12 protein-coding genes and 2 pseudogenes are annotated in these 12,842 nt (G+C 38.2%); 7 read left to right on the top strand and 7 right to left on the bottom strand.

From position 1 onward, the window contains the following. Window positions 1–11: 11 nt before the first annotated feature. Entirely contained in the window at window positions 12–1,619 is a 1,608-nt protein-coding gene (locus tag C7B62_RS09585) for a hypothetical protein (RefSeq protein ID WP_106235259.1), read from the top strand. 376 nt (window positions 1,620–1,995) lie between these two features. On the opposite strand, the gene C7B62_RS09580 is transcribed toward C7B62_RS09585, so the two are convergent. Together C7B62_RS09580 and C7B62_RS09575 are read right to left on the bottom strand one after the other, a co-directional pair. Continuing rightward, window positions 1,996–3,126, bottom strand: a complete 1,131-nt coding sequence (locus C7B62_RS09580; RefSeq protein WP_106235257.1) for a hypothetical protein — start codon at window positions 3,124–3,126, stop codon at window positions 1,996–1,998. A gap of 68 nt (window positions 3,127–3,194) precedes the next feature. Continuing rightward, window positions 3,195–3,704 carry a hypothetical protein gene (locus C7B62_RS09575; RefSeq protein WP_106235255.1) on the bottom strand — a complete coding sequence of 170 codons (510 nt, stop codon included), beginning with the start codon at window positions 3,702–3,704 and terminating at the stop codon, window positions 3,195–3,197. A gap of 216 nt (window positions 3,705–3,920) precedes the next feature. On the opposite strand from C7B62_RS09575, the pseudogene hsdR reads away from it, so the two are divergent. The 6 genes and pseudogenes from hsdR to C7B62_RS09550 form a co-directional block, all read left to right on the top strand. Further along, a pseudogene (hsdR, locus tag C7B62_RS09570) lies at window positions 3,921–6,512 on the top strand (type I restriction-modification system endonuclease); the annotation flags it as partial. A gap of 90 nt (window positions 6,513–6,602) precedes the next feature. Next, complete coding sequence (locus C7B62_RS09565) at window positions 6,603–8,048, top strand: N-6 DNA methylase (protein WP_106235252.1); 1,446 nt, start codon at window positions 6,603–6,605, stop codon at window positions 8,046–8,048. Between the two features lie 27 nt (window positions 8,049–8,075). After that, window positions 8,076–8,279 carry a DUF2281 domain-containing protein gene (locus tag C7B62_RS09560; RefSeq protein WP_106235250.1) on the top strand — a complete coding sequence of 68 codons (204 nt, stop codon included), beginning with the start codon at window positions 8,076–8,078 and terminating at the stop codon, window positions 8,277–8,279. Beyond that, on the top strand, window positions 8,276–8,665 hold the full coding sequence (locus tag C7B62_RS09555) for a type II toxin-antitoxin system VapC family toxin (protein ID WP_106235248.1): 390 nt from the start codon (window positions 8,276–8,278) through the stop codon (window positions 8,663–8,665). The genes C7B62_RS09560 and C7B62_RS09555 overlap by 4 nt, the downstream gene beginning before the upstream one ends. Before the next feature lie 2 nt (window positions 8,666–8,667). Beyond that, window positions 8,668–8,814, top strand: a complete 147-nt coding sequence (locus C7B62_RS25655) for a hypothetical protein (RefSeq protein ID WP_158260656.1) — start codon at window positions 8,668–8,670, stop codon at window positions 8,812–8,814. A 91-nt stretch (window positions 8,815–8,905) separates the two neighbouring features. Then, entirely contained in the window at window positions 8,906–9,565 is a 660-nt protein-coding gene (locus C7B62_RS09550; protein ID WP_158260655.1) for a restriction endonuclease subunit S, read from the top strand. Between the two features lie 7 nt (window positions 9,566–9,572). On the opposite strand, the pseudogene C7B62_RS09545 reads toward C7B62_RS09550, so the two are convergent. The 5 genes and pseudogenes from C7B62_RS09545 to C7B62_RS25365 form a co-directional block, all read right to left on the bottom strand. Continuing rightward, window positions 9,573–10,376: pseudogene (locus C7B62_RS09545) on the bottom strand (transposase); the annotation flags it as partial. 27 nt (window positions 10,377–10,403) lie between these two features. Next, the gene (locus C7B62_RS25650; RefSeq protein WP_255413997.1) at window positions 10,404–11,000 is read right to left on the bottom strand and encodes an ISAs1 family transposase; all 597 of its coding nucleotides are present in this window, start codon (window positions 10,998–11,000) and stop codon (window positions 10,404–10,406) included. A gap of 47 nt (window positions 11,001–11,047) precedes the next feature. Beyond that, complete coding sequence (locus tag C7B62_RS09535) at window positions 11,048–11,470, bottom strand: hypothetical protein (protein WP_106235242.1); 423 nt, start codon at window positions 11,468–11,470, stop codon at window positions 11,048–11,050. Between the two features lie 95 nt (window positions 11,471–11,565). Then, the gene (locus C7B62_RS09530) at window positions 11,566–12,360 is read right to left on the bottom strand and encodes a hypothetical protein (RefSeq protein ID WP_106235240.1); all 795 of its coding nucleotides are present in this window, start codon (window positions 12,358–12,360) and stop codon (window positions 11,566–11,568) included. A 141-nt stretch (window positions 12,361–12,501) separates the two neighbouring features. Then, window positions 12,502–12,792 carry a hypothetical protein gene (locus C7B62_RS25365; RefSeq protein ID WP_146132049.1) on the bottom strand — a complete coding sequence of 97 codons (291 nt, stop codon included), beginning with the start codon at window positions 12,790–12,792 and terminating at the stop codon, window positions 12,502–12,504. Window positions 12,793–12,842: the final 50 nt, after the last annotated feature.

Raw genomic sequence — 12,842 nt, 5'->3', positions numbered from 1 at the left:
GATAAATATATATGACCACTCTTCCCCCCACCACTAGAAGTAGACTACAAAAAATTCCCCTGGCAAGTGTTGTTTGGGAAGGAGATCGCCGTTCCCTAGGCAGTATGGCATCACATTTAGATGGGGTAAAAAACACCGATGACCAGTGTATCATCTGGGTGGATGGTTCTGAGGGTGCTGTCCGCGCCATGGATGTGGTAGCAGAAGATATGGGTATGGAGGCAGTGGTACGAACTTTATTACGAGCAATTGAATCGCCACACCACCCAACTCAGCCTTGTCGCCCGCAAAAAATTGTGGTGCGCGATCGCGAAATTCAGTTTTTCCTGCGAGGAGTCCTGCAAGATTTGGGAATTAACGTTGAATATGCTCCTCAATTACCTTTGATAGATCGTCTGTTTGAAGGTTTTGCAGTCATGGAAGAAGATCAGCCGAGTCCATTGCCTGCTATCTATGAAGAGGCAATTGATCGGGTTGCTAGCAAGATTTGGTCACAAGCTCCTTGGGAATTGTTAGCCGACAGCGATATTTTACAGGTGGAGTTAAAAGACTGTGAAATTGAACGAGTATACATCTGTGTTATGGGCATGATGTCGGCAGAATATGGAGTGTTGATTTATCGCTCTTTAGATTCCCTCAAACAGTTTCGTCAAGCAGCTTTGGGCGATCATCACTCAGCAGCAGAGTTAGAAAAAGCCTTTTTAGCTCAAGACTGTTGGTTTCTCAATTATGAAGAGGTAGAAGACCCCGAAAACAGTGTTGTAGACGAGCCATCAATGGAAGCCTTTTTTGGTAGTCTGCATCCTTTTGAAGGAATGCGCCATTTTCTAGACGAAGCCGAAACCAGCATTGTTTACGCTACTTTAGAATCTTTACAACGTTTTTGCGATCGCCATCGTGCCATTCTTGCTCAAGAGCCAATCGAAGCAGTAACTAAATCCTATCGGATTGCTCTACCAGCTACAACAGAGCAGAAACGGACAATTACTACCAAAGTTTCTACCTTACCAGAATTATCAGCAGAATTGCTGGATATGGGACACAGCGATTTTACTGGCTTTTCCCCAGAAACAAATATGCCGTTCCAAGAAGATTTAATTCCTGATGGTGCATTGGTCAGTTTAGCCAGCATACCTAGAGAATTGATTAAACAACTTCAGCACCAGTCAAAAACTTACTGTCAGTCGGCAAAAGTTACGACTAAAACTGCGGAACTACCAACGATTTTCATCCAAACTACTCGCTCTAAGGCAAATCGTTTAATTACCAGAATTCAAGATGCTGGGGGGTTAAAAGCTGTTTGTTTCAATCCTGGTCACGATCCTTTTAATGGGGAGGTTTATGACTTAGGTATGCTGCAAACCGAAGATGATGAACTATATATCTTTGCGGAGTATTCTCAGGATGTAGTACAACAAGCTAAAGCTTTAGAAAAATGGCATCAACGTTGTAAAAAAACCAAAGGCTACTGTGGCTTAGTAATCGCTATGGGAGCGACAGGGGCAAACCGAGGTAATCCTCAAGCAAAAGATATGCTGGCTTGGTTTGAAGTTAAATCAATCAACGGTGAGGATTTAGGTATGGGAGTGTTGAAGCTAATGCCTGATTTTGATTTTTAGTCTTTTAAGTATTACTTCCACCACCAATACTCGTATATTGCTGAGCTTAATTTAATCGAATTGTGCTATTCTAGTCCATAGTGCAAAAACGCAACGGGATGTAGCGCAGCTTGGTAGCGCGCCTGCTTTGGGAGCAGGATCTCTTCAGCTTTCAACTCTTACTAATTGGTGCTTTCGAGGTACGTAAAGTAATTATCGCACCAATTCCACACCAGATTTTATTTTACTTAAGGTTTACAATACTGCACTTCACACGTTCGTTCTCTCCGAAGCGGAGCGAAGGAGCAGTAGGAACGAAATTATCAAGCTACGTCTTTGACGATAAAAGAAGCTGTTCTTTCATTACAGATGGAAGCTTTCCTTCGTGGAGACGAAGCTACATCTGACATTTTCTTAGCCATAGATGTAGTTTGTTATCTAATTCAACTTTATTAAGAACTTTGTATTGGTTACTAACACTATTTAGATAAACTATTTCACCTAGTTCTATTTCTTCAAGCGGAATAAGTTTAGCGGCAGGTTTGTATGCTTGAGGAGCAGGGCGTTTTCTATTTAATTCCCAGTCTTTGCTAACTTCTTTATTGTCGGGATGTTCCCAATCCCTTTTGAGATTAAAGCTTTGTAAGTGTAGTGCGTCATCTAAAGAACATCCTTCAAGTCTTAGCTCGTATTTGGCATCAACAATCTGAGGGTCTTTACTTACTGTATATTTCTCAGCAATATCTAAAATCCTAGTAAGATAGCTACCGTAGTTGTCAGCCCGTCCTTTAGCACTAAAAGCTATATAGCAAATACTATCTACGTGATTATAAATTATCTCGCCATCAATCTTTTCAAAGTTAGGATTAACAACTTGCTCCTCTTCGACGAGTTGAAGCTTAACTCCTATAAATTGTTGTAGATACTCGCGATCGCAATAGAATTTAACCTCATACTCATAGCCGTTCATAGTGTCGGTATCACTAAACATAGAAGGCTCAGAAATAGTATCTCTAAATTCTTCTGCCTCTACCCGATCATGGAAGCCAACGTAGGCTCTACCACTAGAAGAGTAAGTGATGTTAGGAGCTAAGTCAGTAAACGTATCAGGTCTTGTATCTGGTTTACCTGTTAATTCATAATAAGATAACGGGCCGAACTCTTTCTTTTCTTCTACTTGTTTCGTGGGAATAGGATAAGAATTTATCTTCTCAACATAATCATTAGTATGTTCCTCTGAGTGAAAGATGGCTACTACTGTATCAGGATCTTCTTCCTCAAACTTTTTCTCTAAATAGATGGGATAGATGGGTGATTCTGAAGGAAAAAGACTTAATAGACTTTCTTTAAATAGCTCAAGATATTTAGGATCTTGGATTTGTTCTATTGTTTCCTTAACATAGTCAAAAGCTTGACTAGAAAACTCTTCACAAGATTTGAGTGTATATAGTTCCTGCTCAAGTTTTTCCTGTTGGGTCTTATGGTAATGTAATTCTTCTTGAATCTGTAATATTGTTTCGTGAAACATTTGTTTTTACCTTTATGTAGTTAATTAGTGAAGTGAGATAGAACTACGTGGTAGATAAAATTAAATAGTTATTTTGAAATTAATTCTTTGTAGATTTTCTGAATAACATAATCAAGCGCAATTGATTGGCCAGTGGTAGCCCTACACCAAATAGTAAGTCCGTAAAAATCACGAATAATAGTCTCGCTTTTAGCTTCTAATTTATCTGCTAGCCAAGAACTAACTATCCAATGCTCGAAAATCTCTTGGCGATAATCATCTAAACTACCGCCTCTATAAATCTCAAACCATTCATAGATAGCAGTCTCTTCATCGTTATGAATTGGGTCAATTCTCCATACTGCGTCTTTATTCCTTACTCCAAAGTAATACTGATTATCTTCAGTGCAGAAGTGCTTAAAGACATAATCCTGTTCTAGTTCTAATTCGTATTTGGCTGCACCATAATCAATAGGAGCAGTCCATAGCTCTAAGGCTTGTTCTTCTTCAAGTTTGTTTTCTTGCGTCAGCGTATGTACAAGAGAGGATACGCAATAAATTACTTCAGTCTCTACTAATTCTTTAATTGTTTTGGTCATAATATTGATTTTTTAGTCAAATAAATAAGTAAAAAAGAAAGCTAGTTTTACGCCATAGCTCAGGGCGGATATGATTTTATTCTGATTAAGTATTTTTTATTAGTTTCAAATTGGGTAATCTAAATGAGTAAGATAATTTAAGCGATCGCATTTCATTCATGGCAGTTTCAGCCAACTTTGCTTTTTTAGGGGTTCATGATACCCAATTAGTCAAAAGCTGGTTGGGAAGTAGATTCAGATAACTTAACTTATTCCAAGGGAACAAGACCAGAAAAAGGAAAGAATCTAGCTATTGCCGAATATCCAACTAAGAATGGTCGGGCTGATTATGCTCTGTTTATAGGATTAGAAGTAGTAGGAGTAGTAGAAGCTAAACGCCATAGTAAAGATGTATCGGGAGATATCGACCAAGCTAAAAGGTATAGCAAGGGCTATCAAATTAAAGGTGATGAAACTTTTGTTGATGGTTCTCCTTGGAGAGAATATAAAGTTCCTTTCGTATTTGCTACTAATGGCAGAGAATATTTAGAACAGCTACATACTAAAAGCGGTATCTGGTTTTGTGATGTTCGTAACCCCAATAATCTTCGTCGTCCGTTACAAGGTTGGAAAAGTCCAGAGGGTCTAGTTAAGTTACTTCAGCAGGATAACGAGCAAGCCCATGAGAAATTAGAGCAAGAAGATTTTAACTACAATATCGAACTACGGGACTATCAAAAAAAAGCAATTAAGAAAGTAGAATCAGCCTTAGCAGATAATCAGCGTCAATTACTGTTAGCAATGGCAACAGGGACGGGTAAAACTAAGACCGCTATATTGTTGGTCTATCGTCTGTTAAAAGCTAAAAGATTTAACCGTATCTTGTTTTTGGTTGACCGCACCGCATTAGGGGAACAAGCAGCTAATTCTTTTAAAGATACTCGCATAGAAAACTTACAAACTTTTGCCGATATCTTTGAAATTAGAGAACTGAAAGAGAATGGTGTAGAGCTGGAAACTAAAGTTAATATCGCTACAGTTCAAAGCTTCGTCAAGAAATTATTTTATCCAGGGGATAATACAGAAATACCAACAGTAGATGATTATGACTGTATTGTTGTCGATGAGTGCCACAGAGGTTATTTACTAGATAAAGAACTAAGCGAGACAGAGCTAGTATATCGGGACTTCAAAGACTATATTTCTAAATACCGTCGGGTATTGGATTATTTTGATGCCGTTAAAATTGGACTAACCGCTACTCCTGCTTTACACACAACTCAGATATTTGGCGACCCCGTATATACCTATAGCTATAGAGAAGCAGTAATTGAGGGTTGGTTAATTGACCACGAACCACCAATTAAGATTAAGACCGAACTATCTGAAAATGGGATAGTTTGGGAACAAGGGGAAAATATGGAATATTTTGACCCCCTAACAGGTGAGTTGGATTTAGTTCATGCACCAGACGAAGTAAAGATAGAAGTCCAACAGTTTAATCGTCAGGTAATTACAGAACCTTTTAACCGTGTCGTATGTGAGGTATTAGCACAATACATCGACCCTATTCTTCCAGAGAAAACTTTAATCTTCTGCGCTACTGATGACCATGCGGATATGGTAGTTAATCTACTCAAGCAAGAGTTAGAAAAACTATATGGCAATGTAGAAGATGATGCAGTGGTTAAAATTACGGGTAAAGCAGATAAGCCCTTACAGAAGATTAGAGAGTTAAGAAATGAAGTCTTACCTAAGATTGCAGTTACGGTAGATTTATTAACTACTGGTATAGATGTTCCAGCTATTTGTAATTTAGTCTTTTTGCGTCGGGTTAATTCTCGTATCCTCTACGAACAGATGTTAGGTAGAGCTACAAGACTTTGTGATGAGATAGGTAAAGAAGTATTTAAAATCTATGATGCAGTAAGGCTTTATGAAGGAATAGCCCCAGTTTCGTCTATGAAACCCGTAGTAGTTAATCCTAATATTTCTTTTACTCAGTTGATAGATGAGTTAGATACTGTAGAAGATGAAGCACTACCCGAAGTCATCGACCAATTACTAGCCAAGCTACAGAGTAAAAGAAGACACCTTAGTCAGAGTAGCAAAGAACAGATAGAAAGTATTACAGGAATGCCCGTAGAAGATATCGGAGATTACTTACAGGGTAGTCAGCCAGAAGCAATTTCCCAATGGTTTAAAGAAAGAAAGTTAATAGCTCAAATATTAGATAGAAAAGACGGTGGTAGGAAACCAGTCTTAATTTCTCATCATGAAGATGAATTAATTGGTATTGAGACTGGTTATGGCAATGCAGAAAAACCAGAGGATTATTTAAATAGCTTCCGTAGCTTTATTGTGGAAAATATGAATAAGATTCCTGCACTGTTATTAGTTACTCAACGTCCCAGAGATTTAACCCGCAGTCAGCTTAAAGAATTAAAACTAGAGCTTGATACTGCTGGTTATCCAGAGAAGCATCTACAAGTAGCATGGCGAGAATCTACTAATGAAGATATTGCAGCGTCTATCATTGGCTTTGTCCGTCAAGCAGCTTTAGGAGATGCCCTAATCAGTCATGAAACGAGAGTAGATAGGGCAATGAATAAGATACTGGCTTCTAAAAACTGGAAACCACCACAGCGTAAATGGTTGGAACGTATAGGGAAGCAGTTAAAGCAAGAAACTATTGTTGATAGAGATGCCTTTGACCAAGGACAGTTTAAAGCTCAAGGTGGTTTTAAAAGGATTAATCAAACTTTTGGTGGGGAATTGGAAACAGTATTAAGTGAGATTAATCAAGAGTTGTGGCAAGAGAAAGCTTAACCACAAAGAAATCGTAAGAAATATCGCTACTACCAAACCCTTATAGGTTAAAGTGTTACTTTGTTTGAGTGCCTTTTTAACCGAGATTGAATGAACGTTACTACCGATATTGTTGCTAAACTCTGGAGTCTTTGTAATGTACTGCGGGATGATGGGATTACCTATCTACAGTATGTTACAGAGTTAACCTATCTCTTGTTTCTGAAGATGATGCAGGAGACAGGGAAAGAAGATATATTGCCAGAAGAATATCGGTGGGATGATTTAGTCACTAAAGAAGGTATCGAACAACTGACCTTTTATCGTGCTTTACTGTTAAAGCTTGGTTCAGAAGTCGCAAATGAAAGAATACAGGCTATCTTTGCTAATGCTCAGACTGCTTTGAAGAAACCCAAGAATCTAGCAACAATAGTAACTAGCCTGGATTCTCTTGATTGGTACTCAGCCAAGGAAGAAGGCTTAGGGGATTTATATGAAGGGTTACTAGAAAAGAATGCCAGTGAAAAGAAATCAGGTGCGGGTCAATATTTTACGCCACGTCCTTTAATTGACTGTATGGTTTCTTTAATCAAACCCCAAGCAGGAGAACTAATACAAGACCCCGCAGCAGGAACGGGAGGTTTTCTGACAATTGCCGATAAATATATCAAAAAGCAAACAGATAATTTATTTGACCTATCAGTAGACGAGCAAAACTTTCAACGAGATAAAGCATTCTACGGTATTGAATTAGTACAGGATGCTCATCGTTTATTACTGATGAATATGATGTTACACGGCATTGAAGGAGATGTAGAGTTAGGAGACAGCCTATCAGCAGACGGTCAAAGATTACCCAAGGCTAATGTAATCCTAACTAATCCGCCATTTGGCACTAAGAAAGGAGGAGGTAAACCAACTAGAGATGATTTTACTTACCAAACTTCTAACAAACAGTTGGCATTTTTAGAACATATCTATCGAGGGCTATTACCAGAAGGTAGGGCAGCAGTTGTATTGCCAGATAATGTTTTATTTGAAGATGGACAGGGGCGCAATATTCGGGCTGACTTGATGGATAAGTGTAACCTGCATACCATTTTGCGTTTGCCTACTGGTATCTTCTACGCTCCAGGGGTTAAAACTAATGTTCTATTTTTCCAAAGAGGTAAAACAGAGAAAGGGAATACTAAGGAAGTTTGGTTTTATGACCTCAGAACTAATATGCCTTCCTTTGGTAAACGTACTCCTTTAACTAGAAAGCATTTTGCCGAGTTTGAGTCATGCTATGGTGATGACCCTAATGGCAAGAGTCCTCGGACTGATTTAGGAGAAGAGGGTAGGTTTAGATGTTTTAGTCGGGAAGATATTACTAAACGGGGTGAGAATCTAGATATATCTTGGTTACGGGATGAGAGTTTACAAAATGCTGATGATTTACCCGAACCAGATGAAATAGCAGCAGAAATTATGCTGAGGTTGCAAACAGCAATGGAAGATATGGAAGCTTTAACCGAGTTGTTGGATAGTCCAGCAGTTGAGGAAGAAGCAGGATAATAGAGGAAACAGTAAAAAGTTTGGATTATGAATACAGAACAACAGTTAATAGAAAAGTGGCGTAATTTGCCATTAGACCAACAACAACAGGTTCTACAATTTGTAGAATCTCTTGACCAGCATAAACAAAAAATTGAACAGCGTCCCTTTGGATTATGTAAAGATGAATTTACTGTTCCTGATGATTTTAATGAACCATTACCAGACGATATTTTAGATTTATTTGAATGAAACTTCTTTTAGATACTCATATATTCTTGTGGTTTATTAGTGGTAATGAACGACTATCAGAAAAATATCGTCAAGAGATTAGTAATTTAGACAACGAAGTATTTGTGAGTGTTATTTCTATTTGGGAATGCACGATTAAATATCAACTGGGAAAACTACCTTTTCCTGAATCTCCTGAAATCTATTTACCCAAACAAAGAAAACGGCACTCTTTTGATAGTCTGACTATTGATGAAAATACTATTGCACAATTGATTAAACTACCATCATTACACCGTGACCCCTTTGACCGTCTTTTGATGTGTCAGGCTTTGGAGAATGATTTAGTTATGGTCACAGAAGATAAAGCAGTTTTGGCTTATTCTATGGTTAATTTTTTAAGTTGAAGATGAATAGAGAAAAACAACCCAAGCAAACAGAGTTAGGACAATGCTTACGCCAGATTAGAGCCAAGATTGTAGCTTCAGGCAAACCTCTATTAAATCGAGAGGAAATAGAGCAAGAAGTTATTAACTGTAGAGGTGGGCTATTTTAGATTTTGGATTATTGCGCTGGGTCATAAGTTTCGGATAGGTCAAGGTTTTGAAAGATAGATTTTTGTTGTTAAAGGTTGAGGAGAAATTAGATTGATTGACACTGATAAGTTACCTATTAGATGGGAAGTTGAGTCTTTAAGTGAGCTTTGTGTATTAAATCCTAAACACGACAAAAATTTGTCAGATGATTTAGATGTGTCTTTTATACCAATGGCAGCAGTTGACGAAAAGACTGGAACTATTTCACCAGATGTTGAGTGTAGAAAATTAGGAAAGGTTAGAAAAGGATATACCCACTTCGCAGATGGAGATGTAATTTTTGCCAAAATAACTCCTTGTATGGAAAATGGAAAATCTGCTATTGCTAAAAATCTTTGCAATGGTTTAGCTTGCGGTTCTACAGAGTTTTATACTTTGCGTAGTTATGGTGCAATTTCACCCCAATATCTACATTCTTTTTTGCGTCAAAATAGCTACATACATAATGCTGCTATGAACATGACAGGTGTAGTAGGTCAAAGGCGTGTTCCTAAAGATTTTATTTTATCTACTCGAATTCCTCTACCGCCCCTCAACGAACAGAAACGCATAGTCACTAAAATAGAAGCCCTACAAACAAGAAGCACCGCAGTAAAACAAGAACTAAAAGCAATTAAACCCCTACTAAATCAATTCCGTCAATCTGTTCTGGCTGCTGCTTTTCGTGGTGATTTAACTAAAGACTGGCGGGAACAAAATAACGGGACTTAAACAAAAACTAAGCCCAAACAAACCCCAAGCTCGCTTTATAAGCAGCAAACACGTCTTGATTATAGTTAAGCCATTGAACAAAACGATAAGACATAGCTGTACGAAATGCCTCCAAAGCTTCAGGAAAAGTAGTGATTGGCTTGTTAGCCCAACGCCGTCTTAATCCGCCAGTAAGCTTATGCCATAAGATAAAAGTATAAGCACAAAATACCAGAATAAAATGCCTCTTTAAAGCTTTGATTCCTCTAGTTTGATATTCTTTCAGTCCTAACCATCCTTTGGCTTCTCGGTAAAATACTTCTACCCAATTTCTGTCAGAATAAGTATCTACTATCCATTGAGATGTTACTTTAGATGGTTCTACATTGGTAATGAAGTAATCTATATCATCTGCATCGCCAAAGGTCGGTGCATTCATTACGATAGCTATTTTTCTATGACCAATTAGACGCGATATTTTTACTTCAATAGTTGCCACCCAAACTGTTCTGGCTTGTTCTAAATTGATTGTAGTTTTAGTAAAAGCCTCTTCTGATAATGACTCTGCTAGAACATCTAATCTTATCTCTTGTGTTAGTTTGGTCGAGTTGACAACTTGTACCTTTCTGTTTTTAGCCAGTCCTCCTAAATATTTCAATTTTCTTTTTTCTAATTCAAGCAGAAAGTTTGTATTGTTTCCGTACCCTGCATCGACTAAGACTATTTCTGGTTGATATCCTCGCGCTCTACTTTTATCAATTAATTCTAAGGCTAAGCGAGGTTTTTTCTTAAACTCTGGGTCTTTTTTTCCTTCAGGTAATGAATTACCGTGTCAGGGTAATCGCATCAAAATATTAAGTCAAAATATGCCAGAATTAGACAAAACCTGAAGTAAGAAATTATTATTCAATCCAGCATGGTAGCGTTTCATCTTCAAACTGCCAGAAGATTTATCCTGGCGTAGCAAATTGAGAGCCAATCTTCTAAGGATAGTCATATTTCGCGGAGCATGATCTTTGCGAATCCGAGAGTCATCTTCCGAAAAAACTACATCCAGGCACCAATGTAACTGATTCTCTACTCCCCAGTGGCTACGAATTGAACCAGGAAAATCGGCAAAATTGGAATTGAGAGAACTGAGAAAAAATCTTAAGCTTACCGTAGTTTTATTCCAAAGCTGACGAGTACTTTGTTCTACAATTAATGTTTGAAGTCCAGTCCAACGCTTGATACTAGCTCTCTCAAACACCTGCTCGACGGGAACTGAGAAAAAGCAACGTTTCTCAATACGATGATGTCCTGCTTCGCAGAACGATTCTGTTCTAATGCTTTGAGTCTGCTCAATCTGATGTTTGTGCTTTTCAAACCAATTCTGAGCTTCTTTTGCCAGAGTAGGATGGTTGGCTTTGAGAGTCAGAACATAATCTGCCCCAACTTCTTTAATTTGCTCGGCGATCGCTTTGTGATTTTAAGAGAAAAATCAAAACCCTTTGTTTACAAGGGTTACAGAATGTGATTTTTCCTTAGCGACCAAAATTTCTCCGTTGCTATCATAAAGCCTACTTCCATAAGCAGACGGGCTTCTTCATCTTCTTCAGCTTCTAACTGAGCCACAGCATTATTAACCATTTCTACATATCTGTTATTGGCTCTGAATACTGCCTCATATTGTTGGTCTAATAGTTGCTCTTCTAGATCCTTGCTGGCTTCATAGAGTAATCTATCCTCAATAGCTTCCCCACTGCTAACAGCAATTTGTTTATTTGAAGCTCTGAAATTATTCCTGAATTTATCATTTGCACCATTAGCTCTAGATTGTTTCTTAGCAATTCTCTCATCAATATTGATTCGCTCTCTTCCATGAGAATTGACATTACTATTTGAATTACTTGAATTTGGATTAGGCATAACTTGTTCATTCTCCATCTATCTTTCTTATTTACAAAATGTTTAATAAATAAAGCCCCATCAGTTTTAAAACATTAGGGGCTATTGGGTTTATAGTTATTTAACTGTTTAAATTAGAAAACAAGTTCTAATTCAGCCTTTAGAGCCTGAGCAATTTCAAGACTACTCATACCCGCAGCTTTCATTGCTACTGCGATCGCATTTAATTTGTCTTGTCTAGATTGTCCTTTTCCTTCAAGAGATTTCTCTACCACCCCTTCTGCATTTACTTGAGGAGTTTCTACAACATTTCTGTTGAAGGAAGGGACTGCACTTCGTTCTGCAAACTTTTGAGTAGCACTACTACTTACTTCTAAACCTCTACGGGCTGCACTTCTCTGAGCGAAGTGAGGAGCTAACACTTGTGGGCGATACTTTACAGTGCCATAGGAAGAACGAGGAACAACTACAGCACTTCGTTCTGCGAACTTGTGAGTAGCAGGTGGCTCTATAGCTACTATTTCATCTGGTGCATCAGCTTCTACGTTAATACATTCTACATCCAAGAATGTTAGACGATGGGGCGCACCACCCACACCTTTATTGAAGATAATATCTTCTTCCGTCAGCACTCTTAAGAATACGAAAGGATATTTGTTTCCTCTTGCATTAACAGGTCTGGCAGCTTGGATTGCTTCAATATCTTCTATTAGATCATTGGCTACTTCATCACTAGCAATACAAATAGTTCCTACACTACCTACACAGCTATTCCCATCTACCTCGAACAATTTGTTGTAGTGACTAACTACTAAATCATCGCTATGAACTATCTCACCAACAAAGGTTTTATTTCCATTTTTAGTTAAACCTACATGAATTTGATCTGCACCTTTGGCAAAAGCTAAACGAACGATAATAGAAGTCAAGTTTTTATAAATTAATGTCGGGCTGAAAACTCATGCGTCTTGTACCTTGAGATGAAAGCCCGACCAGGAAACAAACATCCGAAGGATACCGCTTAAATCGAGAACTTGAACTTAAAATCAAAATCTGAAATAATACAATAACTACAAATGAAAGAGTCCGTTCTGATACATGGCATCCCAACAGGGAAAGAGGAATTGTAAGCGACGACGGGTAGCTCCCTTACAGAGGCGTAACAACGATATTGTAGTCGAACCATGAAAACTTAAAGTTAGAGGTTCTGTCGAAGAATACGTCCGACAGGTAAAAACTTTAGCGTGAGCGTAAAAAACTCTAATTCTCTCTTCTACCTTTGGGTCGGAAGAGCAGGGCGTGACACCACGCGGTGTGGCAACTTTGGTTGTCTTGTCAATCGTCCGAACGTAACGCATCATTTGGTGTAGTTACAAGCTGCATCCGCTTGTCGGTGCAGTAATTGACTATT

This window comes from Pleurocapsa sp. CCALA 161 (genome assembly GCF_003003995.1).
In the GTDB taxonomy this organism is placed as follows: Bacteria; Cyanobacteriota; Cyanobacteriia; order Cyanobacteriales; family Xenococcaceae; genus Waterburya.
Note: the sequence above shows the minus strand (reverse complement) of the source record. Positions and strands in the feature narration are given on the sequence as shown.